The following is a 23,938-nucleotide window of genomic DNA, read 5'->3' as shown; positions in this document are numbered from 1 at the left end:
CGAAAGGGGTGAACCGCCCGCCGGGTCCGGGGGTCACCGCAGGGGCGTGCCGTCCTCGCGCAGCTGCATCAGAGGGTGGCCGGTGACCACCAGCCAGGCGGGCAGGGCGGCGACGCAGAGCAGCGGCAGCACATTGGGATCGGCGACCAGGACCGCCGCGGTGAACAGGCTGAGCCAGCCCTGCCGGGTGATGGCGAGCAGGACGCCGAGCACCCCGCAGACCACCCCCAGGCCGGGCTGTACGGCCGGGACCAGCGCGTGGGCGCAGAGGCCCAGCGCGACCCCGACGAAGACGGCGGGGAAGATCCGGCCGCCCCGGAAGCCGCAGGCGGCGGCGGTGAGCAGCGCGGCCAGCTTCACCACCGTCATCACCGCGAACGAGCCCGCCGACCAGCCCTCCGGGTCGGCGGCCAGCGTCTTCACCTCGTCCAGCCCCTTGAACAGCGTCAGCGGCCCGCCGAGCGCCCCCAGCAGACCGAGGACCAGCCCGCCGGAGGCGACCGCCAGGACGGGATGACCGAGACGCCGGAAGGCGGCGTGGACGTACGGGAACGCGTAGCAGGCCGCCAGCCCCAGCGCCGCCGCGACCGGGGCGATCACGAGCGCCGCCAGCAGATCGCTCCAGCGGGTGCCGGTGTACGCGGGCAGGGCGAGGTCGAAGGCCGGGTGGGCGACCAGGGCGGTCACGAGCGCGCCCGCGCCGGCCGCGATCAGCGGACCGAACAGCTTGTCCCAGAGCGAGCCGGGGCCCGGCCGCCCGGCGAGCGTCTCGGTCAGGACCAGTGCCGCCGCCACGGGCGTACCGAACAGCGCCCCGATCGTGCCGGCGGCGGCGAGGGAGAACCAGAGCGCGGCAGGGGTGCCGGGCGCCGCCTTGCGGCCGAGCCAGTAGGTGAGCGCGACATTGGCGGCGGTGATCGGATTCTCCGGGCCGAGGCTCACCCCGCCGGCCAGTGCCAGCACCGTGACCACCAGCAGCCCCGGGACCACCCCGGGGCGCATCGGCTCGTCGACCAGCCCGGTGGTGGCCGGGTCCGGTCCGGCGTGTCCATATACCTGCCGGACGACGATCCCCACCGCGATCCCGGTGGCCGTGAGCATCACGATCATCCAGAGCGTGGAGTAGCGGCCGACCCCGAGGGCGTCGGGGAGCGTCTCCCACAGCACGTCCTTCAGCTGATCCGCGATCTCGTCCACGCCCAGCAGTACCAGCGCCGAGGCCGCGCCGACCACCAGGGAGGGCGCGACCAGCGGCAGCAGCGTGCGGGCCGAGGGAGAGGGGGCGGGGGAAGGGGAGGAGGACGGAGCGTCATGGGACACGCGCTCACCGTAACCGCCCGTAACGCTTCCGCTCCCCTTTCCCGGGACGCGGTCGCGCCCGGCGGGCACGCGGCTTTGGGCGGGTCTGCACCGGCGCGTCCGGTGTGGGGCCCCGGCCGGATCCGGACTGCGCGGGCAAGGGGCCGGGTGGAACCTGGGAGGGACGGTAGGCGTTGATAGCTTGTGCGCGGCCGAATACGCCGAATCGACGATCGACCGACTAATGACACAGGAGTCCGGAACCCGTGACCACCCTTGCCCTCGGACCCAGCTGGCTGGATCCGGATTATCTGATCGGGACCTTCGGGCTGATCGGCGTTCTGGTCATCGTCTTCGCCGAGTCGGGCCTGCTCATCGGCTTTTTCCTGCCGGGCGACTCGCTGCTCTTCACCACCGGCCTGCTGGTGACGGCCGGCACCCTCAAGACCCCGCTCTGGCTGGTCTGCCTGCTGATCGTGTTCGCCGCGATCATCGGTGACCAGGTCGGCTATCTCTTCGGCCGGAAGGTGGGTCCCGCGCTGTTCAAGCGCCCGGACTCCAAGCTCTTCAAGCAGGAGAACGTCGAGAAGGCGCACGAGTTCTTCGAGAAGTACGGCCCGAAGTCGCTGGTCCTCGCGCGCTTCGTGCCCGTCGTCCGTACGTTCACGCCGATCATCGCCGGTGTGAGCCGGATGAACTACCGCTCGTTCATCACGTACAACATCGTCGGCGGCACGCTCTGGGGCGCGGGCGTCACGCTGCTGGGGGCCGCGCTCGGCAAGATCGAGTTCGTGACCAAGAACATCGAGATGATCCTGATCGGCATCGTGGTGCTCTCGGTGCTGCCGATCGTGATCGAGTTCCTGCGGGCGCGCTCCAAGTCCAAGAAGGCCGCCGCGCGGCAGCCCGGCGTCGACGACGGTCCGGTCGGCCCGGGTACGGCCGCGACGGACGGGCGCGCTCCCATGACGCCGCCCGGCGCCCAGGGCGGCCCGGGTACGCCGGGCGCCCCCGGCAGCGGCGGCCGCGGCCGTCACGCCAAGCGCTGACCCGCCCCGGAACCCGTCAGAAGCCGCGCGTCCGCTTGGCCGCGCGGCGGCTCGACGCCTGGCCCGCCCCCGGCACCGTGAGGAACAGCCGGGCGATCTCCCCGCCGAGGTTCACCCCGACGGCGATCGCCAGCGCCAGCGCCACCGCCTGGGACAGCGACGTGAGCCCGCGGGCCGGCTCGTTCTGCGCGAAGCCCAGGAGCCCGAAGTAGGTCGCCGAGCCCGGCAGCAGCGGTCCGATCGCCGCCGTGATGTAGGGCAGCGCGGAAGCGAACTGGTAGCGCGAGAAGAGCTGCCCGAACAGTCCCACCAGACCGGCGGCGACCGCCGTCGCGGCCACCGGCGAGATACCGCCCACGTCATGCATCGCCGCGTAGACGATCCAGGCCACACCGCCGTTGAGCGCGACCATCAGGACGGTCGAGCGGTCCTGCTGGAGCAGGATCGCGAAGGCGAAGCTCAGCGTCACCGCCGCGAGCGTCTGGGCCACCGGCCGTACGTCGCTGTGCAGCGCCGCCTCCGGCGTCAGCTGGGCGTGCAGCTGCACGCCCAGGTAGAGCACGAGCAGTACCCCGACGACGATCGCGATGAAGAAGTACATGACTTCCAGGAGCCGTGCGGCGGCGGTGATGTAATAGCCCGTCAGCCCGTCCTGCACCCCCGCCACCAGCGCCCGCCCCGGCAGCAGCGCGAAGAGACCACCGGTGATCACCGCCGAGGGCCGGCCCTCCCACGACACGAGCGGGCCCAGCAGCGTCAGCGCCACCCCCATCGCGGCGGGCGGCATCGCGGCCACCACGAACTGATAGAACTCCGGCAGCCCGCGCCCGGCGCACAACCAGGCCAGCCGGTCGCCGAGCATCGCGCCGAGCGCCGCCGCCGCGAACACCACCACGCCACCACCGACCAGCACGGACGCCGCCCCGGCCAGCAGCCCGCTCGACACGGTCAGCGCCCAGCCGGGGTACGGGTGCCGGTTACGGCGGATCTCCGCGAGGCGCCGGTACGCCTCCTCCAGCGTGACGTCCGTGTCCTCGGTGGTGATGTCGTCGATGAGTGTGTAGACGGCGGACAGCCGGGTGTAGTCGGTACCCCGTCTGCGTACGGTCCTGCTGGCCGTCACCGGGTCGTCCACCAGCGACGGCTGATGGGAGATGGACAGCAGGGTGAAGGTGACGGTCGGCTCGCAGCGGTCGAGGCCGTACGCGCGGCTGACGGCGAACATGGCGGCCTCGACGTCCTCGGCGCCCTCGCCGCCGGCCAGCAGCAGCTCACCGATACGGAGCGTCAGGTCGAGCACCCGGGGTACGGCGGGCCCCTGGTCGTCGTGGCGCTGGACCCTCTCCGGTACGGGCCGCTCGCCGGACGGCATCCGCAGCAGGGTGCGCATCCGGTCCTGCCAGGGGGCTTCCTTGCTCAGCCGGACCACCGGGACGCCCCGGGCGGGGGTGTACGCGGGGGACGACTGCCGGCCGCCGGCCGCGCCGGCCGGTGTACCGCCCGGCAGATCGAAGGCCGAGCCCTCCGGCTCGGCCTGCTGTTCCGTACTCAGTCCCTCGGGAAGCGCGAACTCCGACGTCGGATGGTCGTCCTCGGGAAACGGCGGCTGCTCCATCCCGGACGGCGGGGTGAAGGCGCTGTGCGCCTCGTCCGTCTGAGGCTTCCGGTCCTCGGGACCGTCGGACTCCGCCACCACCCTCTGCTCCCTCGTTCCTGGGGCCGGATCTCGGCGCCGCGCAGCCACACGTCTGCCCAGTATGGGCATGGACATGGGTAACCACACACGCGGACGGGCGGCGCACCCTCCGGGGGTACGCCGCCCGTCATCCGCCTGTCATCGCCCGGCGGCCGGCCGGTCACACGCGCGAGCGCGCGGCCGGTGTTCGGTTCAGCGTCTGGTCAGTGCGCGCCGCCCTGGGCCTCAAGTCGCTTGTACGAGGCCTCGATCTCGGCCTCGGCCTCGGCGCGGCCGACCCAGTCGGCGCCCTCGACGGACTTGCCGGGCTCCAGGTCCTTGTAGACCTCGAAGAAGTGCTGGATCTCCAGGCGGTCGAACTCCGAGACGTGGTGGATGTCGCGCAGGTGCTCCACCCGGGGGTCGGACGCCGGGACACACAGCAGCTTGTCGTCCCCGCCGGCCTCGTCGGTCATCCGGAACATGCCGATGGCACGGCACTTGATGAGACAGCCCGGGAAGGTCGGCTCGTCCAGGATGACCAGCGCGTCCAGCGGGTCGCCGTCCTCGCCGAGGGTGTTCTCGACGAATCCGTAGTCCGCGGGGTAGCTGGTCGAGGTGAAGAGACGACGGTCAAGACGGATCCGACCGGTCTCGTGGTCCACCTCGTACTTGTTCCGCGAACCCTTAGGGATCTCGATGGTGACGTCGAACTCCACGGGTGGCTCCTCCATGATCAACACATTTGTCAGTGGTGCTGCGTCTTCACGCAGGAGACCCCCCGTCCGGGAGCGGACGAAGAGCCCACTGCTGGCCGGGGTGCCATGCTCGTCGCAAGGCGCAGTGATTAAGTGTCCCCCACGCAGCAGTGTGATCGCGAAAGGGGCTGGTCAACCATGCTTGAGCCGAAAGTGTGGCAGCTCACGGCGGGTTCCGTCGTGGTCGGCATGGCGCTCGCCGCCGCGGCGGTGGCCGCGGCCGGCCCCTGGGACTCCGGTCAGCGTAGGGCCGAGCGGGAGTGGGCGGTCGCGCAGAGCCGTACGGGTGGCGCACATCACGGCCCGTCCGCCCCCCGTACACCCGCGCCCGCCCCCAGCGCCGCCGGCGTGCTCTCCGAGCTCTCCGCACCCGGTGCCGCGCCCCCGAATGCCGGAACGGCTTCCGTGGATCTCAGGAAGAAGCTCGGACCGCTCCTCGACGACCCCGCGCTCGGCAAGGCCCGCTCCGCGTCCGTCATCGACGTCGCCACCGGCGAACCGCTCTACGGGCGGGCGGCCGGCACCCCGATGACCCCGGCCTCCACGGTCAAGATCGCGACGATGGCCGCCGCGCTCTCCGCGCTCGGCCCCGACCACCGCATCGCCACCACGGTCACCTCCACCCCGGACGCCCGCAGGATCACCCTGGTCGGCGGCGGCGACGCCACCCTCGGCCGGGCGGGACTGCGCGCCCTCGCCGACGACACCGCCCGCGCGCTGCGCGACCGCGGCGTCACCAAGGTCGAGTTCCGCTACGACACCTCCCTCTACTCCGGCCGCCGCGAACACCCGATCGGCCCCAACGACAACATCGCCCCCGTCGTCGCCCTGATGGCCGATCAGGGCCGGCTGAACACATCCCGCGGCGGACCCGCTCCCCGCAGCGGCGACCCGGCGGGCGACGCCGCCCGCTTCTTCGCCGGACTGCTGCGCGAACGCGGCATCCGTACCTCGGCCCCGCCCGAGCCCGGCAAGCCGCCCAAGGGCTCGGAGACCGTCGCCAGGACCTACTCCCGTCCCCTCTCCGACCTCGTCGAACGCGCGCTGACCGAGAGCGACAACGACATCGCCGAGTCCCTGGCCCGGCAGACCGCCATCGCGGCCCGTGAACCCGCGAGCTTCGAGGGCGCGGGCCGGGCCGTCGGCGCCGAGCTCAAGAAGCTCGGACTGCCCGTCACCGGCGCCCGCTTCGCCGACGGCAGCGGCCTGAACCGCCAGGGCAGGGTCAGCGCCGCCCTGCTCACCGCCCTGCTGGCCCGCGCGGCCGACCCCGCGCGCCCCGAACTGCGCCCCGTGCTCACCGGGCTGCCGGTCGCCGGGTTCAACGGCACCCTCCGCGGCCGGTACGCGGACGCCGGGCCCGCCGCCGGACTCATCCGCGCCAAGACAGGCACGCTCACCGGGGTGAACGCCCTGGCGGGCACGGTCGTCGACGCCCGGGGCCGGCTGCTGGCCTTCGCCTTCATGGCGGGCTCCACCCCCGCCCCCGGCACCGCCCAGAAGGCCCTGGACCGGCTCTCCGCGGCGCTCGTCCCGTAACGAGCGCCCCGCCGGCCCCCGGGGCCCGCCCCGGCGGGCCCCCTGAGGGTCCGCCGCGCCCCTTAAGGGCCCGGTAGGGGAAGAACCGGGCCACCCACACCCCACCGCTCCCCAGGTTGAGCACGTACGGTTGACGCATGACGAGCATCGGTGGTGCCCAGATGGTCGACTGGAATCTCGCGGTGGCGACCGCGACCCGCCTCGTGCGGCCGGGACCGGAAGTGACCCGCGACGAGGCGCGAGAGATCGTCGCCGAGCTGCGGCGGCACGCGAAGTCCTCGGAAGAGCACGTCCGCGCGTACACGCGCATGGTCCCCGACGGCCACGAGCCGCCCGACACCCCCGTCCTGGTCGTGGACCGGGCCGGCTGGGTCAAGGCGAACGTCGCCGGATTCCGCGAGCTGCTGGGGCCCCTCCTGTCGAAGATGCAGGACCGCCGCCCCGGCGGTCCCGGTGGCGCCGTGCTCGGCGCGGTCGGCGGCAAGGTGACCGGCGTGGAGCTGGGCATGCTCCTGTCGTTCATGTCGTCCCGCGTCCTCGGCCAGTACGAGACGTTCGCCCCCGCCACCCGCGATCTCCCCGCCGCCGCGGACGGCGGCGGGCGGCTGCTGCTCGTGGCCCCCAACATCGTCCACGTCGAACGCGAACTGGACGTGGACCCCCACGACTTCAGGCTCTGGGTCGCCCTCCACGAGGAGACCCACCGCACCCAGTTCACCGGCGTGCCCTGGCTGCGCGACCACCTCCAGGGCGAGATCCAGTCATTCCTCGACCAGACCGAGGTCGACCCGATGACCCTCGTCGAACGGCTCCGCGAAGCCGCGCAGTCGCTCGCGGGCGGGCGCCCGGAGGGCGAGGAGGACGAGGACGGCCGCAGCATCGTCGAACTGGTGCAGACCCCCGGGCAGCGCGAGATCCTCGGCCGGCTCACCGCCGTGATGTCCCTGCTCGAAGGCCACGCCGACTATGTGATGGACGGCGTGGGACCGGCCGTCGTGCCGTCGGTCGCCGAGATCCGCGAGAAGTTCCAGCAGCGCAGGGCCCGCGGCGCCGGCCGCCTCGACCAGGCCCTGCGCAAACTGCTCGGCCTCGACGCCAAGCTGCGCCAGTACCGGGACGGTGAGCGGTTCGTACGGGCCGTGGTCGAGGAGACCGGCATGGACGGCTTCAACCGGGTCTGGACCTCGCCGAACACCCTCCCGACCAAGGCGGAGATCGCTAAACCGGCGGACTGGATCGCACGGGTGCACCGCAGGGCGGACTCCTGAGACGGGCGCGGCTCACGGCAGAAGTACGCCTCAGGTATCACCCATCCGAGGGACCGTGGGTGAGGGATAGGCGTGCAATGCTCGGGTAATGGCTCGGTTCTGTCACCATCGACGCACTCTGAGTGACGTTCTCCGTCCTTACTCCGACCGAGGCACCCCCCAAATAACATCACGAAGGGCACCGGATATGGGTCCCCATCCTGCGGTCGCGGCGATACGCCTGGCGGTCCGCCGCGTACTCCACGACGTCCTCACCGACCGGGCGGAGAACTACTCCGCCGCCCCGCCCGTCCCCCTCGGTGAGCCGCCGCTCGTGCTCGTCGCCTGCTCCGGCGGCGCCGACTCCATGGCGCTCGCCTCCGCCCTCGCCTTCGAGGCCCCCAAACTTTCCGTCCGCGCCGGAGCCGTCACCGTCGACCACGGACTCCAGGCCGGCTCCGCCGTCCGCGCCGCCGAAGTCGTCACCCGACTCCGCGCCATGCGCCTGGACCCCGTCGAATCCGTCGCCGTGACCGTCGGCCGGGAGGGCGGTCCCGAGGCAGCCGCACGCGACGCACGCTACGCCGCGCTCGACGCCGCCGCGGAGCGCCACCGCGCCGCCGCCGTCCTGCTCGGCCACACCCGCGACGACCAGGCCGAAACGGTGCTCCTCGGGCTCGCCCGCGGCTCCGGCACGCGCTCGCTGTCCGGCATGGCCGCCGTCTCGGGGGCGTCCGGCCGCTACCGGCGCCCCTTCCTCCAGCTCGACCGGCAGACCGCCCGCAAGGCCTGCCTCGTCCAGTCCATCCCCGTCTGGGACGACCCGCACAACACCGACCCCGCGTACACCCGTTCACGACTGCGCCACGAAGGACTGCCGGCCCTGGAGAAGGCGCTCGGCAAGGGCGTCGTCGAGGCCCTGGCCCGTACGGCACAGCTCTCCCGCGACGACGCCGACGCCCTGGACACCTGGGCGGCCACCGTCGAGGAGTCCGTACGGGACGAATCAGGACAATTGCAGTGCGCCAAGCTGTACGTCCTCCCGGCCGCCGTCCGCCGCCGCGTACTGCGCCGCGCGGTCATCGCCGCGGGCGCCCCCGCGGGTTCGCTGTTCGCCCGTCACATCGAAGAGGTCGACCGCCTGATCACCGGCTGGCGCGGCCAGGGAGCCATCAACCTGCCCGGCCGCGTAGAGGCCCGGAGGCAGGGTGGCAGACTGGTCATCCGGCAGGGCTGAAGCGCTGATGCACTTACGGCTGTGTCTCCCGGGCCGCCAGTGCCTTGGCCCCGGACCCCCGGCCGACGACGAAAGTGATGCGGGTGGACGACAAGGACATGGGCAACGACCTCCAGTCGGTGCTCATCACCAAGGAAGAGATCGACGCGAAGCTGGCCGATCTGGCCGCGAAGATCGACGCGGAGTACGCGGGCAAGGACCTGCTTCTCGTCGGAGTCCTCAAGGGCGCCGTCATGGTCATGGCGGACCTGGCGCGGGCGCTGTCCACCCCCGTGACGATGGACTGGATGGCCGTCTCCTCGTACGGGGCGGGCACACAGTCCTCCGGCGTGGTCCGGATCCTCAAGGACCTGGACACCGACATCAAGGGCAGGCACGTACTGATCGTCGAGGACATCATCGACTCGGGTCTGACCCTGTCGTGGCTGCTCTCCAACCTCGGTTCGCGGGAGCCGGCCTCGCTCGAAGTCTGCACCCTGCTCCGTAAGCCGGATGCCGCAAAGGTCGCGATCGACGTCAAATGGATCGGCTTCGACATTCCCAATGAGTTTGTCGTGGGATATGGCCTGGATTACTCGGAAAAGTACCGCAACATGCCTTTCGTCGGGACGCTCGCTCCGCATGTGTACGGCGGTTAGAGCGCGCCTCGGCGCAGCTGAGCGCTCCGAAGAGCGGCGAGGTTCCACGGAAAGGCTTCGCCGCGGCCGGGAACCCCAGACCCCCTCGCGCCGTTGGAGCATGGGAAGACGGGTTTGTCACCCGTCCCGTGCGGTCGCGGGCCACAATGCTGGGGTACCGTCCGAAGAACAGTCTTTTCTCACAGCAGCATTTACCTACGGGCAGGAGGGACGGGGCGACTTCGCTCCGTATGGATGGACGTGAAGCGATACTTCCGTGGGCCGGTCATGTGGATCGTGCTGGCCGTCCTCGCCGTGGTCGTGTTGATGCAGGTCGTCGGCTCGTCGGGCGGCTACAAGACGGTGGACACCGGCGAGGTCGTCCAGGCGATCGACAAGAACCAGGCCGAGCAGGTCAGACTGACCACCGGCGACGAACAGATCATCAAGGTCGATCTCAAGAACGGCCAGAAGATCAATGGCAGCGACAAGATCCAGGCGAGCTATATCGGCAGCCAGGGTGCGACGCTGGCCAAGACGCTCCAGACCAAGTTCCAGAACGGCGACATCACCAAGGGCTATACGGTCTCGCCGTCGAAGCAGAGCCCGTTCGTCTCGGTGCTGCTCTCGCTGCTCCCCTTTGTCCTGATCGTCGTGGTCTTCCTGTTCCTGATGAATCAGATGCAGGGCGGCGGCTCCCGTGTCATGCAGTTCGGGAAGTCCAAGGCCAAGCTGATCACCAAGGACACCCCGAAGACGACCTTCGCCGATGTGGCGGGGTCCGACGAGGCGGTCGAGGAGCTCCACGAGATCAAGGAGTTCCTCCAGGAGCCGGCGAAGTTCCAGGCCGTCGGCGCCAAGATCCCGAAGGGCGTGCTGCTCTACGGCCCGCCCGGTACGGGCAAGACGCTGCTCGCCCGCGCGGTCGCGGGTGAGGCCGGGGTGCCCTTCTACTCGATCTCCGGGTCCGACTTCGTCGAGATGTTCGTCGGCGTCGGCGCCTCGCGCGTCCGTGACCTCTTCGAGCAGGCCAAGGCGAACGCCCCGGCGATCGTCTTCGTCGACGAGATCGACGCCGTCGGCCGGCACCGCGGCGCGGGCCTCGGCGGCGGCCACGACGAGCGCGAGCAGACGCTGAACCAGCTGCTCGTGGAGATGGACGGCTTCGACGTGAAGGGCGGCGTCATCCTGATCGCCGCCACGAACCGGCCCGACATCCTCGACCCCGCGCTGCTGCGCCCGGGGCGCTTCGACCGGCAGATCGCCGTCGACCGCCCGGACATGCAGGGCCGGCTGGAGATCCTGAAGGTCCACCAGAAGGGCAAGCCGGTCGCCCCGGACGTCGATCTGGGCGCTGTCGCCCGTCGTACGCCCGGCTTCACCGGCGCGGATCTGGCGAACGTGCTGAACGAAGCGGCGCTCCTGACGGCGCGCAGCGACAAGAAGCTGGTCGACAACCACTCCCTGGACGAGGCGATCGACCGCGTCGTGGCGGGCCCGCAGAAGCGGACCCGGATCATGTCCGAGAAGGAAAAGAAGATCACCGCGTACCACGAGGGCGGTCACGCCCTGGTCGCCGCGGCGTCTCCGAACTCCGACCCGGTGCACAAGATCACGATCCTGTCGCGCGGCCGGGCCCTGGGTTACACCATGGTTCTGCCCGACGAGGACAAGTACTCGACCACGCGCAACGAGATGCTGGACCAGCTCGCCTACATGATGGGCGGGCGCGCGGCCGAGGAACTCGTCTTCCACGACCCGACGACGGGCGCGGCCAACGACATCGAGAAGGCCACGGCCACGGCTCGGGCGATGGTCACGCAGTACGGCATGACCGAGCGGCTCGGCGCGATCAAGTTCGGCGGCGACAACACCGAACCGTTCCTCGGCCGGGAGATGGCGCACCAGCGCGATTACTCGGAAGAGGTCGCGGCGCTGGTCGACGAAGAGGTCAAGAAGCTCATCGAGACCGCGCACAACGAGGCGTGGGAGATTCTCGTCGAGAACCGCGACGTGCTCGACAATCTGGTCCTGGCCCTCCTGGAGAAGGAGACGCTGAACAAGGAACAGATCGCCGAGATCTTCTCGACCATCGTGAAGCGCCCGTCCCGTCCGGCGTGGACCGGCTCCTCGCGACGTACACCGTCGACGCGGCCGCCGGTGCTCTCGCCCAAGGAACTGGCACTGACCAACGGCGCCTCCGGCTCGAACGGCATGCCCGCCGTGACGAGCGGCGAGACGCCCACCGAGGCGGTCCCCGAGGAGCGCCCCGAGAGCTGATCCCGGCGCCTCACCTGGCCCGGAATGGATGCCGCGCCCCCCAGGTTTTAGCCTGTGGGTGCGCGGCATTCGTCTGCCCGCCCACAGGACGGCACAGGAACGAGGCACACATGACCGACCCGGTGATGCTGGACGGGGAGAGCCCCATCCGCGAATTCGATGAGAAGCGGGCCGAGAATGCCGTGCGCGAGCTGCTGATCGCGGTCGGGGAGGACCCGGACCGCGAGGGTCTGCGGGCCACTCCCGGCCGGGTGGCGCGGGCGTACAGGGAGATATTCGCGGGGCTCTGGCAGACGCCGGAAGAGGTGCTGACCACGACGTTCGACCTCGGCCATGACGAGATGGTCCTGGTGAAGGACATCGAAGTGATGTCTTCGTGTGAACATCATCTTGTCCCCTTTGTCGGGGTGGCTCATGTCGGCTACATCCCGTCCTCGGACGGGAAGATCACCGGGCTCTCCAAGCTGGCCAGACTGGTGGATGTGTTCGCCCGCCGGCCGCAGGTCCAGGAACGGCTGACCACACAGATCGCCGATTCGCTGATGGAGATCCTGGACCCGCGCGGGGTGATCGTGGTCGTCGAGTGCGAGCACATGTGCATGACCATGCGGGGTGTACGGAAGCCGGGCGCCAAGACGATCACGTCGGCCGTCCGCGGCCAGTTGCGGGTTCCGGCCACCCGCGCGGAGGCGATGAGTCTGATAATGGCGCGCTGACCCGGGGCGTCCGGGGCGCGCCCGCCCAGGGGGACGTGTCCGCTCAGGCGGCCGGGCCCGCGGGGGCCGTGCCGTTCTTGTCGTGGTCTTCCGGGAGTTTGCAGACCCGCTCCAGGAAGAAGGCCGCGATGATCACCGCGATGCCCGCCAGGACGGAGAAGGCCGCGTAGATGGCCTGGTCGCGGCGGGCGGGGATGTCGAGGGAGCCGAGCAGGAAGACGCCCGTGCCGCCGTACATGCCGGAGACGAGGGCCGCGACCAGGGCGCTGGCCTGGCCGAAGACGACCGCGCGGGCCGCCATCAGCGGGTTCACGCCCTGCGCGCCGGGGCGGCGCTCCCGCTGGGCCTTCAGCCGGGCGCGCAGCGAGAGGGCCGTCGCGGCCAGGACGACGGCGATCACCGCGAGCACGATCGGCGCCGCGAGGGGGACGCTCGGCAGCGTGCCGACGGAGTCCCACAGCCGGGCGGCGCCCCAGGAGAGCACGCCCGCCACCACGAACAGGCCGGCGAGGACGCCGATCCGCAACTGCTTCACCGAGAAAGCCCTTCGCCTCGCTGTACCGACCCTCGCCGTGCTGACACGCGCCGTACCGGCCTTCGCCGTACCGACTCCGTGAGCCTAACCACTACTCGGGCAGGCGGAGTTCCAGATCGGTCCGGGTCCGGACACCGCCGCGGTCGACGTCCGCCAGCAGTTCGGCGACCGGGCCATGGCCCGGGACCTGCGCTTCCGGGTCCACGTCGTGCCACGGCGCGAGCACGAAGGCGCGCTCATGGGCCCGGGGGTGGGGGAGGGTGAGCAGCGGGTCGTCCGAGACGACGTCCGCGTACGCCACGATGTCCACGTCGATGGTGCGCGGTCCCCAGCGCTCCTCGCGGACCCGGTCGAAGGCTTCCTCGATGGCCTGGCCGCGCTCCAGCAGCGAGGACGGCGGCAGCGTCGTCTTGATCACGACGACCGCGTTGAAGTACGACGGCTGGGAGCCGGGCTCGACGCCCCAGGGCTCGGTCTCGTACACCTGGGAGACCGCTTTGACCCGCAGTCCCGGGGTGTCCTCCAGGGCGTCGATCGCGCCCTGGATCGTCTCCAGGCGGTTGCCGAGGTTGGAGCCGAGGGAGACCACGGCGCGTTTCGGGTTGGACAGTGTCGTGTCCGCGGCGTCGACCTGCGCGACCACGGAGGCGGGTACCGGCTGTACGGTCGGGTCGCCCTGGGGACCCCTGGCGGAAAACACACTCATACTCGGCTCCGGGTGATGGTGATGGTCACATCGTCGAAGGGGACGGTGATCGGGGCGTCCGGTTTGTGCACGACCACCTCGACCTCCTGGACGCCGTCGTGTTTCAGGCACTGCTGGGCGATCCGTTCCGCCAGCGTCTCGATCAGGTCGACCGGCTCTCCCTGGACGACCTCCACGACCTCTTCGGCCACGATCCCGTAGTGCACGGTCTTCGCCAGGTCGTCGTCGGCGGCCGCGGGGCGGGTGTCGAGGCCGAGCCTCAGATCCACGATGAAGGTCTGGCCCTCCTCGCGCTCCCGGGGAAAGACGCCATGATGCCCGCGGGCCTTGAGGCCGCGCAGCGCGACACGATCCACGCGAATCACTCCTGCTGTCGTTGGTCGTCGGGCACCCGGCCGGTGCGGGCGGCTCGGTGTCCTCATGTGAATCTACCCGCGGGCACGGACAGTGCTGTGGCGCGGGGGTGAGGGACAGGTGCGGGGTTGCCCGGCCGCCGCCCCCGCCCTGGGCCCGCCGATCGGTCCGCAGGGGCTGCCTACCCACTCACGCGGGTGTCTCGTCGTCCGTTTCCTCATCGGTTTCGGTCAGAACCGGTGAGCCGTGATGTGACCAGATTTTCCACCCTTCGGGTGTGCGGCGGAAGACGTTGGTGGCGACGACCAACTGGCCGACGAGCGGTCCGAGCTCGCCGCTCTCCTCGGCGGGGCCGCCGCTGAGGATGTTCTCCGTGCAGGTCACGAGGGCGGTGTCGGCGCAGACCGAGACCGCGACATCGGTCAGGAAGAACTGGATGTACTCGGTGTTCGCCATGATCAGCGCGTACGAGCGGAGCACCTCGCCGCGGCCGGTGAGTACGGGCCAGCCCGGGTGGACGCAGGAGATCCCGTCGTCGTCGCCATCCAGCCAGAGCTCGGACAGCGCGTCGAAATCGCCGCGCTCCATGGCCTCGTAGAACGTGGTGTTGGCGACCTCGACCTGTTCGTTGTCCGTACGCGCGGTCACTGGGCTCCCTCGACGGCGCGGGCCACCCGTACCGCGTCGGCGGTCGCCCGTACCTCATGGACGCGGACCGCCCAGGCGTCCTGGTGGGCGGCGATCGCGGAGACGGCGGCGGTGGCCGCGTCGCGCTCGCGGGCGGGCGGCGGGGAGCCGTCGCCGCCGGCGAGGACATGTCCGAGGAAGCGTTTACGGGAGGCCGCGACCAGAAGCGGCCGGCCCAGGGCGCGCAGCTCGGCGAGGTGCGCGAGGAGCGCGAGGTCGTGCTCGGCCTGCTTGGCGAAACCGAGGCCGGGATCGATGACGAGCCGCTCGGGGGCGACGCCTCCGGCTATCACCGCGTCCATCCGCGCGCGCAGTTCGTCGACGACCTCCGCGACGACGTCCGTATAGACGGCGCGGCTGTTCATCCGGTCGCTGAAGTCGCGCCAGTGCATCACCACGAAGGGCACGCCCATGGCGGCGACGGCGGGGACCATGGCCGGGTCGGCGAGTCCGCCGCTGACATCGTTGACCAGCGCGGCGCCGGCCGCGACCGCCTGCTCGGCGACGGACGCGTGCATGGTGTCGACGGAGACGGTGACGCCTTCGGCCGCCAGGCCCCGTACGACGGGGACCACGCGCCTGAGCTCCTCGTCCTCGTCGACGCGGGTGGCGCCGGGCCTGGTCGACTCACCGCCGACGTCCACCATGTCCGCGCCCTCGGCGACGAGGTCGAGGCCGTGTTTGATGGCGGCGGTGGTGTCGAACCAGCGGCCACCGTCGGAGAAGGAGTCGGGCGTCACATTGACGACCCCCATCACCGCACAGCGGTCCCACTCCGGCAGCCCCTCGACCGTGCCCCGCGCGCGCAACGTACTCATACGCCCACCCTAGGGGGTCCGCACGGAGGCGGGCGGCCCGGCCGGATCCGTGCGACGGGCGCGTGACGGGCGCCGGACAGGGTCTTCTCCGACGGACCGGGTGCGCTCGTTTAGGCCGTACGGATCTCGTGGTCGGGCGGGGTTCCGATGTCGTGGGCGCAGGGGCGGGGGTGGCGGTCGCGGGCGAGGTGGCGCAGGGGGCGTGGCAGCGAGAGGGTGACGAAGCCTTCGGCCCGCATCGCGGCGAAGCCGATCCTGGGCAGTTCGCCGGTGCTGCGGAAGACCACGTAGCGCGGCTCCCAGCGCGGCTGGAACTTGGCATTGAAGCGGTACAGCGACTCGATCTGGAACCAGCGGGAGAGAAAGACCAGCAGTCCCCGCCAGCCGCGCAGGACGGGTCCCGCGCCCAGCCGTTCGCCGCGGGCGAGCGCCGAGCGGAACATCGCGAAATTGAGGGAGACCCGCTCCACCCCGAGCGCGGGGGCGGCGTGCAGCGAGGCGACGATCAGCAGTTCGTTCATGCCGGGGTCGGCGGAGCGGTCGCGGCGCATCAGGTCGAGGGACATCCCGTCCGTACCCCACGGGACGAAGTGGAGGACGGCCCTCAGATCGCCGTACGGGCCGGTCGCGTCCTCGCCGGGCTTGTGGGCCGTGGCGAGCACGGAGTCGCCGTCGGCGGGGTCGCCGATCCGGCCGAGTGCCATGGAGAAGCCGCGTTCCGTGTCGGTGCCGCGCCAGTCGTCGGCGGCGCGGCGGATCCGGGCCAGTTCGCCGTCGGACAGATCACGGACGCGCCGTACCCGCGTTTCGTAGCCGGCGCGCTCGATGCGCTTCACCATCTGGCGTACGTTCCGCATGGCGCGTCCGTGCAGGGAGAAATCCGGCACGTCCACCACCGCCTCGTCGCCGAGTTCCAGCGCGTCGAGTCCGGTCTCGCGGGTCCAGACCTCGCCGCCCGTCTCGCTGCAGCCCATGACGGCGGGGGTCCAGGAGTGGGCCTTGGCCTCGTCCATGAAGCGTTCGATGGCGCCGGGCCAGGCCTCGACGTCGCCGATCGGGTCGCCGCTGGCGAGCATCACCCCGGAGACGACGCGGTAGCAGACGGCGGCCTTGCCGCTGGGGGAGAAGACCACGCCCTTGTCGCGGCGGAGGGCGAAGTGGCCGAGGGAGTCGCGGCCGCCGTGCCGGGCGAGCAGGGCGCGCAGCCGCTGTTCGTCGTCCTCGGTGAGGCGGGCGGCGGGGTGTTCGGGGCGGAAGGCGAGATAGCAGGTGGTCAGGGCGGTGAGCAGGCCGAGCGCGCCGAGGGAGTCGCCGACGGTGCCGCTGACGATGCCCTTGTAGTCGATGGGGCCGTCGAGGCCGAACAGGCCGTACAGCACGTGTTCGAGCCGTTCGGCCAGGCCGGGGTTGCCGACGGTCCGGCGCGGATGGACGCTGACGATGATCAGCCCGAGGCCGATGGAGCCCGCGCCCATCAGGAAGAAGTTGGCCAGCGCCTTCCAGCGGCTGCGCGGGTCGGGCAGGGCGGCGAACTCCCCGCGGTGGCGCAGCAGCAGGGTGAGCAGCAGTACGGAGAGCAGGGCTCCGAGGAGTGAGTGCCGGTAGCCGAACTGCGCCACGGCGCCCGCGGGCAGCAGGATGACGGCGGCTCGCCAGGCGCGCCGCTTACGGCGTTTCAGGCCGTGCGCGAGCAGCAGCAGGAGGACGCCGACGCTGATGGAGAGTGCGGCGGACAGCGGGCCGAGCGCCCCCGGCAGTACTTCGGCGAAGGCGTGCATCCGGCTGTGGCGGAAGCGGGGGAAGACCCCGGCGGCGATGTCCAGCAGTCCGATGAGGGTGCAGGCGGTGCCGACCAGCGCGGGGACGGATTCGGGGCGCGGGCCGCGGAACAGACGGCGGGTCCCGCGGAACAGACGGCGTGTCAGTGGCTTGGGGGGTATGGGCGTGCTGTGCTGGGACCGGCCCGGAACCGATCCCGATTTATCCCCATCTAGCGTCACAGACATCGCTTCCCATGGTTCCGCGAGAGAGTGTGGTGCCCGAGTCCGCTTCTTCTTCGCGGGCCGGACATTTTGCGATCTCTAGGACGCGGGTTTCGGAGGTCGGGTTCATCAGCGTTTCGGAAAATCTCACAGGAGAAAGCTCGGTCGACATGGGTCTTACCAGCCGTAAAGTCCTGGCCTTGGCCGTCCTGCTGGCTGTTGCGCTGTTCGTCGTGACGATCTGGCTCTGGCCGCGGCTGTCGCGGAGTACGCCGCGTGTCGTGCTCGGCCGGGTCGGACTGCTGTTCTCCACGCAGGTGGCGGTGTTCATGGCGGTCGGTCTCGTCGCCAACAACTCCTTCCTCTTCTACGGTTCGTGGTCCGACCTGTTCGGGCGGAAGCAGGACCTGGGGGCGGTCGTCGACCACTCGGCCAGTGGCAATCACGTGACGGTGATGGACACACAGCGGACGCCCACGCCGGGCGGTTCGGTGCCCTCGGTGGCGGGCCAGGTCCAGAGGATCGTCGTCAGCGGCCCGAAATCCGGGATCGACAGCACCGCGTACGTCTATCTCCCGCCCGAGTACTTCCGGCCGGGGTTCGTGCACCGGACCTTCCCGGTCGCCGTGGTGCTCACCGGCTATCCGGGGATGGCGGAGAACCTGATCAAGGGGCTGAACTATCCGAAGACCGCGTGGCAGCTGGCCCAGGACGGCAAGATGCAGCCGATGGTGCTGGTGATGCTGCGGCCCACCGTGGCGCCGCCGCGTGACACCGAGTGCGTGGACATCCCCCGAGGGCCGCAGACCGAGACGTTCTTCGCCAAGGACCTGCCGCTGGCGGTGTCCCGCACGTACCGGGTCGGGCGTGAGCCGAAGAGCTGGGGGATCATGGGCAACTCCACCGGCGGCTACTGCGCGCTGAAGATCGCCATGCACCATCCGGAGCGCTACTCCGTGGGCGTCGGGCTCTCGGCGTACTACAAGGCGCCCGTCGACCCGACGACCGGTGATCTCTTCCGGGGCGACAAGCAGCTGCGGAACGACTCGGATCTGCTGTGGAGTCTGGACAACCGGCCGCAGGGCAGGGTGTCCTTCCTGGTCACCTCGTCCAAGAAGGGTGAGGGAAATCTCAGGGCCACGCGGACGTTCATCAGCAAGGTCAAGGCGCCCTCGCACGTGTCGTCGATCATCCTCGACAGCGGCGGGCACAACTTCAACACCTGGCGCCGGGAGATCCCGCCGGCCCTGGAGTGGATGAGCGGGCGGCTCTACTCGAACTGAGGCCCAGGTCCTGGCCGTGGTCGCGTGCCACGGGCGGCGGCGGTCCTCAGACGGCGGTCCTCAAGTCGGCGGCGGTCCTCGCACGGAGGCTGCCCTCAGGCGGAGGCGGCGGCCCTCAGGCGGAGGCGACCTTGCTGACCGTCTCCAGCTCCACCTCCGTACGGGGGATGGCCTGCGCGTCCGCGTCGATCGAGCGGCGCAGCGCCTCGTGCAGCCTGGCCGGTGTGAGGACCCCGAGGAAGCGTCCGGTCTCCTCCTTGTCGATCACCGCGATCCACCCCGCGTCGTGCTGGAGCATCGTGGCGAACGCCTGCTTCAGGGAGGCGCCGACCGGCAGCCACGCCTCCATCCGGCGGGCGTGCTCCCGTACGGTCCCGGAGGCGCCGGTCTGCTCGGTGGAGATCCAGCCGTGCAGATTGTCGGCGGAGTCCAGGACGACGGCCCAGCGCGCGCCCTCCTTGGCGAGCTTCGCCGCGGCGCGCCCCAGCGAGTCGTCGAGATGGACGAGGGGCGGCTGTTCGAGGTCGCCCTCCTCGATGGAGGTGACGGAGAGCCGCTTCAGGCCGCGGTCCGCGCCGACGAAATCGGCGACGTACGGGGTGGCGGGTGTGCCGAGAACGGCGGCGGGGGCATCGAACTGTTCGATCCTGCCCTGGCCGTAGACGGCGATACGGTCGCCGAGCCGGACCGCTTCCTCGATGTCATGCGTGACGAACAGCACAGTCTTGCGGACCGCCGCCTGGAGCTTGAGGAACTCGCTCTGCAGGTGGTCGCGTACGACGGGGTCGACCGCGCCGAAGGGCTCGTCCATCAGCAGGACGGGCGGGTCGGCCGCCAGGGCGCGGGCCACGCCGACGCGCTGGCGCTGGCCGCCGGAGAGCTGCTCGGGGTAGCGGTCCCCGTAGACGGACGGGTCGAGGCCGACCAGGTCGAGGAGTTCGGCGGCGCGCTCACGGCCCTTGCCGCGCTGCCAGCCCAGCAGATGCGGGACGGTCGCGGTGTTCTCCAGGACCGTCTTGTGCGGGAAGAGGCCGACCTGCTGGATGACATAGCCGATACGGCGCCTGAGCTGGACCGGGTCGATGGCGGATATGTCGTCCCCGTCGAGGAATATGCGTCCCTCGGTCGGTTCGATGAGGCGGTTGACCATTTTCATGGTCGTGGTCTTGCCGCAGCCGGAAGGTCCGACGAGCGTGACCAGTTCGCCCTGGGGGACCTCGAAGGAGAGGTCGTCGACGGCGGTCGTGCCGTCCGGGTACCGCTTGGTGACGTGCTCGAATCGGATCATGGTTCCCCATTGTGCGGCGTGTTGTGTGAAGGCCATGTTGCTGGAATGTGGCGGGCTTCCGCGAATGTCAGTGGTCGGGGTTAGGGTCGCCAGGACATAGAGCCAGACATACGTTCGGGAAGACGGGGGAGGCGGGGATGGATGAGTACGCAAGGGTGCCTGGCGGCCAACGACTGGATCTGCGGGGAATATCTCCGCTCCCGTAGCCAGGAGTTGATCGACGCCACGGTCCAGCATGTGTGGATCACCGCGGTGTCGGTCGTCATAGGGCTGCTGGTGGCATTTCCGCTGGCCCTGCTGGCGCGGAGCAGGCCGTCATTCGCCGGGCCTGTGCTGGGGCTGACGACGCTGCTCTACACGATTCCGTCGCTGGCGATGTTCTCGCTGCTGCTGCCGGTCTTCGGGCTCTCCGCGGGGCTGGTGATCACCGGCCTGGTGCTCTATTCACTGACCATTCTCGTGCGGAACATCATCGCGGGGCTCGAATCGGTGCCGGAAGAGGCACGGGAGGCGGCCCGCGGGATGGGATACGGACCGGGGCGGCTGCTCTGGGAGGTCGAGCTGCCCCTGGCGCTGCCCGCGCTGATGGCGGGCCTGCGCATCGCGACGGTGTCGACGGTCGCGCTGACCACGGTCGGGTCGATCGTGGGCCGGGGCGGGCTCGGCAATCTCATCGAGGACGCGCTGCCGAGCTTCTTCAAGGCGCAGGTGCTGACGGCCTCGGTGCTGTGCGTGCTGCTCGCGGTCGTCGCCGATCTGCTGCTGCTCGGAGTGCAGCGGCTGCTGACGCCCTGGACGCGGATACGTCCGGCGCGTACGGCAGGCCGTAAAGCCGCGCGGACCGCGCCGGCCGATGCCGTGAAGGCGGTGGGCTGACCATGGGAGTTCTGGGAGAAGCGGTCGGCTGGCTGACGACCGGTGCCAACTGGTCCGGCGACAGCGGGGTGTGGCGGCGGCTGGAGGAGCACGTGTTCGTCAGCGGGGTCGCGCTCGCGCTGGCGTGTGTCATCGCCCTGCCCATAGCGCTCTATCTGGGCCATATCGGCAAGGGCGGCGCTCTCGCGATCAATATCTCCAATGTGGGCCGGGCGGTGCCGGTGTTCGCCGTGCTCGCCCTGTTCATGGTCTCGCCCCTGCGCAACTCGGGCTCGGTGCCCACGATCATCGCGCTGGTGCTCTTCGCCGTGCCGCCCCTGCTGACCAACGCCTACGTCGGGATGCGGGAGGTGGACAGCGCGGTCGTGGAGGCCGCCCGGGGGATGGGTATGTCCGGGCGCCAGCTCTTCGTACGGGTGGAGCTGCCCCTCGCGTACCCGCTGATCATGACCGGGCTGCGCTCGGCCTCCGTGCAGGTGGTGGCCACCGCCACCATCGCGGCGATGGTGGGACAGGGCGGCCTCGGCCGGATCATCACCGCCGGCTTCAACACGTACAACACCCCGCAGGTGGTCGCGGGTGCGCTCCTCGTCGCGCTGCTCGCGCTGCTCGTCGAAGGTGTGCTGGTGGCGCTGGACCGGGTCATCGACCCGGCGCCCTCGCCGGCGGCCCGTCCCTCCGGCACGACCGTGTGACGACCGACCCCGTGTGACGACCGACCCCGTGTGTCCGACCCCGTGTGACGACCGACCTTTTGGCTTCTTGGAGATGGTGAACCTCATGAGCAAGACCTCGCGCCTCGCGGGTGCCGTACTGGGAGTGGTGGCCCTGACCACCTCGCTCGCCGCGTGCGGCGGCGACAGCCTGGAGAAGGACAAGGGCGGCTCCGCCGACTCCGGTTCCGGCTCCGGCTCCGGCTCGGGGAAGAAGGGCTCGCTCGTCATCGGCGCGGCGGCCTTCACGGAGTCCAAGGTGCTGGCGGAGCTTTACGCCCAGATCCTGGGCGACGCCGGCTACTCCACGTCCGTCACCACGGTGAAGAACCGTGAGCTGTACGAACCGTCCCTGGAGAAGGGCGAGATCGACGTGGTGCCCGAATACGCCGCGACGATCACGGAATTCCTCAACGCCAAGGTGAACGGCGCCAAGGCGGCGGAGGAGAAGCCGCTCGCGTCCAGCGACTCCGCCGCGACGGTCGCCGAGCTGAAGAAGCTCGCCGAGCCGCGCGGACTGAAGGTGCTGCCCGCCGGTCAGGCGGTTGATCAGAATGCCTTCGCGGTCACCAAGGAATTCGCCGAGAAGAACAAGCTGAAGACCCTTTCCGATCTTGGAAAGTCGAAGCTCAAGGTGAAGATCGCGGCGGGCGACGAGTGCGAGGTGCGGCCGTTCTGCGCCCCGGGCCTGAAGAAGACGTACGGCATCGACGTGGCGGGCATCGACCCCAAGGGAGTCGGCACCCCGCAGTCCAAGCAGGCCGTCAAGGACGGTGTGGACCAGGTCGTCCTGAGCAGCACCACCGACGGCACGCTCGACAGCTTCGGACTGGTCGTGCTCGAAGACGACAAGAAGCTCCAGAACGCCGACAACGTACTGCCCGTGGTCAATGCGAAGGACGCCGGTTCGGCGGAGATAGCCGAAGTCCTGGGCAAGCTGACCGACGCGCTGACGACGGACGATCTCGCGGGGCTGAACCTCAAGGTCGATGCCGAGAGGGCGAAGCCGGAGGATGTCGCCAAGGAGTACTTGGAGTCCAAAGGTCTGGTCAAGAAGTAGCGGCCGGACGGCATCGGTTCGGTAACCGGCGCCAGGCAAAACGGAGTTCTGTAGAGGAAACAGGAGTGGAAGGGGAGGAGGGCCGGCAACGGGCCGAGAAAGATTGTCCGACCGGCCCCCCATTCGGTCTCCACGCACGGTAAATTTCAGGCCATGCCACGTGGACGCCACCGCCATTCCCCACCCCTCCACAAGCTTCTGCCGCCGACGGCGGTCGCCGGAGCCGCGGTTCTCTGTGCCGCGGGCGCCTGGTTCCTCGCGGAGCCCGTGGTGCTCCGCGGTCTGGTCGCGGTGGCGGCCGCCGCGGCGGTCACCGGCGCGGGCTTCATGCGTGGCTGGGACCGCGCCGCCGGGCGCCGGGTCGCCGAGCTGACGCGCGTGCGGGAGAGCGACGGCTGGAAGGCCGAGGAGCGCATAGCCGAACTGGAAGCGGACGTCGAGGAGTCGCGCGAGCTGCGCCTCAAGCTCGAAGCCAAGCTGCGCGCCAAGCGGATCGAGCTGGCGGGGCTGCGCGGTGAGCACGCCGCGCTGCTGCGCCGCTACGCCACCGCGGAGACCGAGCGCGCCACCGCGCTGGAGGGCCGGCGCCGGCTCGCGCTGGAGGCGGCGGCCGAGCCCAAGGCGCTGCCCGCGGGCGGTGCGCCCGGCAAGGCCGCGTATGTCAGCGCCGCGCGTGCCCTGGACGAACTGCCGCGCAACGCCGCGGTCCAGCAGGCGAGGCGGACGGTCGAGGCGGCCCGCGCGCGCGATCTCGCGGAACGGGCCACGGAGGCGGGGGAGTCGCGGGGGAAGCACGCGGCGGGCGCCGGGGCCGAGCAGCACAGCCGCCCGTCGTCCGCCCTTCCCGCCACGCGCGTGCCCACGGCGTCCGCGATCGTCCCGTACGCCCCGGCGGGCCGGAGCGCCCGCCGTTTCGAGGGCGGCTTCGACTTCTTCGGTGCGCAGGCCGCCGCGCGGAACGCCGGCGGCGGGCTCAGGAAGGCGGCCGAGGACGGTACGGACGAGCTCGCGCCGGCCGCCGAACTGGCCCGCGTCGAACGCGAGGACCTCGCCGACGTGGTGGGCGAGGAGGCTCTCGCCGAGCGGCGCAGGGCCGAGGAGCGCGGAATCGGGCAGGTCATCGATCTGACCGCGCACGACGAGACCGAGCCGCTCGAACTGGGCGAGCTGCGCAACGCGGTCAGCGGCTGATCACGGGCGGTTGCCGGACGCGCGAGTC

The 23,938-nt window shown here is 70.6% G+C and carries 22 protein-coding genes; 12 read left to right on the top strand and 10 right to left on the bottom strand.

Annotated elements, in window-relative coordinates; genetic code table 11:
- Positions 1-33: 33 nt before the first annotated feature.
- On the bottom strand, positions 34-1,320 hold the full coding sequence (locus CU044_RS24955) for an ion channel protein (RefSeq protein WP_129770986.1): 1,287 nt from the start codon (positions 1,318-1,320) through the stop codon (positions 34-36).
- 245 nt (positions 1,321-1,565) lie between these two features.
- On the opposite strand from CU044_RS24955, the gene CU044_RS24950 reads away from it, so the two are divergent.
- A complete protein-coding gene (locus CU044_RS24950; protein WP_129770985.1) occupies positions 1,566-2,348 on the top strand; it encodes a VTT domain-containing protein in 783 nt (260 codons plus the stop codon).
- A 16-nt stretch (positions 2,349-2,364) separates the two neighbouring features.
- On the opposite strand, the gene CU044_RS24945 is transcribed toward CU044_RS24950, so the two are convergent.
- Positions 2,365-4,044, bottom strand: a complete 1,680-nt coding sequence (locus CU044_RS24945) for a threonine/serine exporter family protein (protein WP_129770984.1) — start codon at positions 4,042-4,044, stop codon at positions 2,365-2,367.
- A 203-nt stretch (positions 4,045-4,247) separates the two neighbouring features.
- Positions 4,248-4,742, bottom strand: coding sequence for an inorganic diphosphatase (locus CU044_RS24940; protein WP_003968257.1), 495 nt, complete (start codon positions 4,740-4,742; stop codon positions 4,248-4,250).
- Positions 4,743-4,919: 177 nt separating this feature from the next.
- Between CU044_RS24940 and dacB the strand changes: the two genes are divergently transcribed.
- The 6 genes from dacB (at position 4,920) to folE (ending at position 12,417) form a co-directional block, all read left to right on the top strand.
- A complete protein-coding gene (gene dacB / locus CU044_RS24935) occupies positions 4,920-6,320 on the top strand; it encodes a D-alanyl-D-alanine carboxypeptidase/D-alanyl-D-alanine-endopeptidase (RefSeq protein ID WP_129770983.1) in 1,401 nt (466 codons plus the stop codon).
- Positions 6,321-6,457: 137 nt separating this feature from the next.
- Positions 6,458-7,588 carry a zinc-dependent metalloprotease gene (locus tag CU044_RS24930; RefSeq protein ID WP_129770982.1) on the top strand — a complete coding sequence of 377 codons (1,131 nt, stop codon included), beginning with the start codon at positions 6,458-6,460 and terminating at the stop codon, positions 7,586-7,588.
- Between the two features lie 187 nt (positions 7,589-7,775).
- On the top strand, positions 7,776-8,804 hold the full coding sequence (gene tilS, locus CU044_RS24925; protein WP_129770981.1) for a tRNA lysidine(34) synthetase TilS: 1,029 nt from the start codon (positions 7,776-7,778) through the stop codon (positions 8,802-8,804).
- Positions 8,805-8,881: 77 nt separating this feature from the next.
- The gene (gene hpt / locus CU044_RS24920) at positions 8,882-9,442 is read left to right on the top strand and encodes a hypoxanthine phosphoribosyltransferase (protein WP_129770980.1); all 561 of its coding nucleotides are present in this window, start codon (positions 8,882-8,884) and stop codon (positions 9,440-9,442) included.
- A gap of 234 nt (positions 9,443-9,676) precedes the next feature.
- Complete coding sequence (gene ftsH, locus CU044_RS24915; RefSeq protein ID WP_129770979.1) at positions 9,677-11,701, top strand: ATP-dependent zinc metalloprotease FtsH; 2,025 nt, start codon at positions 9,677-9,679, stop codon at positions 11,699-11,701.
- A gap of 110 nt (positions 11,702-11,811) precedes the next feature.
- A complete protein-coding gene (gene folE / locus CU044_RS24910; RefSeq protein WP_129770978.1) occupies positions 11,812-12,417 on the top strand; it encodes a GTP cyclohydrolase I FolE in 606 nt (201 codons plus the stop codon).
- A gap of 43 nt (positions 12,418-12,460) precedes the next feature.
- On the opposite strand, the gene CU044_RS24905 is transcribed toward folE, so the two are convergent.
- The 6 genes from CU044_RS24905 to CU044_RS24880 form a co-directional block, all read right to left on the bottom strand.
- The gene (locus CU044_RS24905) at positions 12,461-12,952 is read right to left on the bottom strand and encodes a DUF3180 domain-containing protein (RefSeq protein ID WP_129770977.1); all 492 of its coding nucleotides are present in this window, start codon (positions 12,950-12,952) and stop codon (positions 12,461-12,463) included.
- Between the two features lie 91 nt (positions 12,953-13,043).
- Positions 13,044-13,658: a 2-amino-4-hydroxy-6-hydroxymethyldihydropteridine diphosphokinase gene (gene folK, locus CU044_RS24900; RefSeq protein WP_129770976.1), complete on the bottom strand. Its 615-nt coding sequence runs from the start codon at positions 13,656-13,658 to the stop codon at positions 13,044-13,046.
- Positions 13,655-14,014, bottom strand: a complete 360-nt coding sequence (gene folB, locus CU044_RS24895; protein WP_129770975.1) for a dihydroneopterin aldolase — start codon at positions 14,012-14,014, stop codon at positions 13,655-13,657. The genes folK and folB overlap by 4 nt, the downstream gene beginning before the upstream one ends.
- A 187-nt stretch (positions 14,015-14,201) precedes the next feature.
- Entirely contained in the window at positions 14,202-14,660 is a 459-nt protein-coding gene (locus CU044_RS24890) for a nuclear transport factor 2 family protein (RefSeq protein WP_129770974.1), read from the bottom strand.
- Positions 14,657-15,517 (bottom strand): dihydropteroate synthase, encoded by an 861-nt coding sequence (gene folP, locus CU044_RS24885; protein WP_129770973.1) that lies wholly within the window; start codon positions 15,515-15,517, stop codon positions 14,657-14,659. Before folP ends, CU044_RS24890 begins: the two co-directional genes overlap by 4 nt.
- A gap of 110 nt (positions 15,518-15,627) precedes the next feature.
- The gene (locus CU044_RS24880) at positions 15,628-17,523 is read right to left on the bottom strand and encodes a phosphatidylglycerol lysyltransferase domain-containing protein (RefSeq protein WP_129770972.1); all 1,896 of its coding nucleotides are present in this window, start codon (positions 17,521-17,523) and stop codon (positions 15,628-15,630) included.
- Between the two features lie 146 nt (positions 17,524-17,669).
- Here CU044_RS24880 and CU044_RS24875 point away from each other — a divergent pair, with 146 nt between their 5' ends.
- Positions 17,670-18,782 carry an alpha/beta hydrolase-fold protein gene (locus tag CU044_RS24875; protein ID WP_129770971.1) on the top strand — a complete coding sequence of 371 codons (1,113 nt, stop codon included), beginning with the start codon at positions 17,670-17,672 and terminating at the stop codon, positions 18,780-18,782.
- A gap of 115 nt (positions 18,783-18,897) precedes the next feature.
- On the opposite strand, the gene CU044_RS24870 is transcribed toward CU044_RS24875, so the two are convergent.
- Positions 18,898-20,070 carry a betaine/proline/choline family ABC transporter ATP-binding protein gene (locus CU044_RS24870; RefSeq protein ID WP_129770970.1) on the bottom strand — a complete coding sequence of 391 codons (1,173 nt, stop codon included), beginning with the start codon at positions 20,068-20,070 and terminating at the stop codon, positions 18,898-18,900.
- Between the two features lie 141 nt (positions 20,071-20,211).
- On the opposite strand from CU044_RS24870, the gene CU044_RS24865 reads away from it, so the two are divergent.
- From CU044_RS24865 to CU044_RS24850, 4 genes are all read left to right on the top strand, one after another.
- Positions 20,212-20,946, top strand: coding sequence for an ABC transporter permease (locus CU044_RS24865; protein ID WP_129770969.1), 735 nt, complete (start codon positions 20,212-20,214; stop codon positions 20,944-20,946).
- A 2-nt stretch (positions 20,947-20,948) separates the two neighbouring features.
- Positions 20,949-21,641: an ABC transporter permease gene (locus CU044_RS24860; protein WP_129770968.1), complete on the top strand. Its 693-nt coding sequence runs from the start codon at positions 20,949-20,951 to the stop codon at positions 21,639-21,641.
- Positions 21,642-21,726: 85 nt separating this feature from the next.
- Positions 21,727-22,719, top strand: a complete 993-nt coding sequence (locus CU044_RS24855; protein ID WP_129770967.1) for an ABC transporter substrate-binding protein — start codon at positions 21,727-21,729, stop codon at positions 22,717-22,719.
- 153 nt (positions 22,720-22,872) lie between these two features.
- Positions 22,873-23,910, top strand: coding sequence for a hypothetical protein (locus CU044_RS24850; RefSeq protein WP_193564062.1), 1,038 nt, complete (start codon positions 22,873-22,875; stop codon positions 23,908-23,910).
- The last annotated feature ends 28 nt before the right edge of the window (positions 23,911-23,938 follow it).

This window comes from Streptomyces sp. L-9-10 (genome assembly GCF_004151105.1).
GTDB lineage: Bacteria > Actinomycetota > Actinomycetes > Streptomycetales > Streptomycetaceae > Streptomyces.
The sequence above is the reverse complement of the archived record's forward strand: the minus strand, read 5'-3'. Positions and strand labels throughout refer to the sequence as shown.

Bases quoted from the DNA above. Each gene is read 5' to 3' on its own strand.
- dacB (WP_129770983.1), top strand. From the start codon at position 4,920: ATGCTTGAGCCGAAAGTGTGGCAGCTCACGGCGGGTTCCGTCGTGGTC.
- CU044_RS24930 (WP_129770982.1), top strand. From the start codon at position 6,458: ATGACGAGCATCGGTGGTGCCCAGATGGTCGACTGGAATCTCGCGGTG.
- tilS (WP_129770981.1), top strand. From the start codon at position 7,776: ATGGGTCCCCATCCTGCGGTCGCGGCGATACGCCTGGCGGTCCGCCGC.
- hpt (WP_129770980.1), top strand. From the start codon at position 8,882: ATGCGGGTGGACGACAAGGACATGGGCAACGACCTCCAGTCGGTGCTC.
- ftsH (WP_129770979.1), top strand. From the start codon at position 9,677: ATGGACGTGAAGCGATACTTCCGTGGGCCGGTCATGTGGATCGTGCTG.
- folE (WP_129770978.1), top strand. From the start codon at position 11,812: ATGACCGACCCGGTGATGCTGGACGGGGAGAGCCCCATCCGCGAATTC.
- folK (WP_129770976.1), bottom strand. From the start codon at position 13,658: ATGAGTGTGTTTTCCGCCAGGGGTCCCCAGGGCGACCCGACCGTACAG.
- folP (WP_129770973.1), bottom strand. From the start codon at position 15,517: ATGAGTACGTTGCGCGCGCGGGGCACGGTCGAGGGGCTGCCGGAGTGG.
- CU044_RS24880 (WP_129770972.1), bottom strand. From the start codon at position 17,523: ATGTCTGTGACGCTAGATGGGGATAAATCGGGATCGGTTCCGGGCCGG.
- CU044_RS24875 (WP_129770971.1), top strand. From the start codon at position 17,670: ATGGGTCTTACCAGCCGTAAAGTCCTGGCCTTGGCCGTCCTGCTGGCT.
- CU044_RS24870 (WP_129770970.1), bottom strand. From the start codon at position 20,070: ATGATCCGATTCGAGCACGTCACCAAGCGGTACCCGGACGGCACGACC.
- CU044_RS24865 (WP_129770969.1), top strand. From the start codon at position 20,212: ATGAGTACGCAAGGGTGCCTGGCGGCCAACGACTGGATCTGCGGGGAA.
- CU044_RS24860 (WP_129770968.1), top strand. From the start codon at position 20,949: ATGGGAGTTCTGGGAGAAGCGGTCGGCTGGCTGACGACCGGTGCCAAC.
- CU044_RS24855 (WP_129770967.1), top strand. From the start codon at position 21,727: ATGAGCAAGACCTCGCGCCTCGCGGGTGCCGTACTGGGAGTGGTGGCC.
- CU044_RS24850 (WP_193564062.1), top strand. From the start codon at position 22,873: ATGCCACGTGGACGCCACCGCCATTCCCCACCCCTCCACAAGCTTCTG.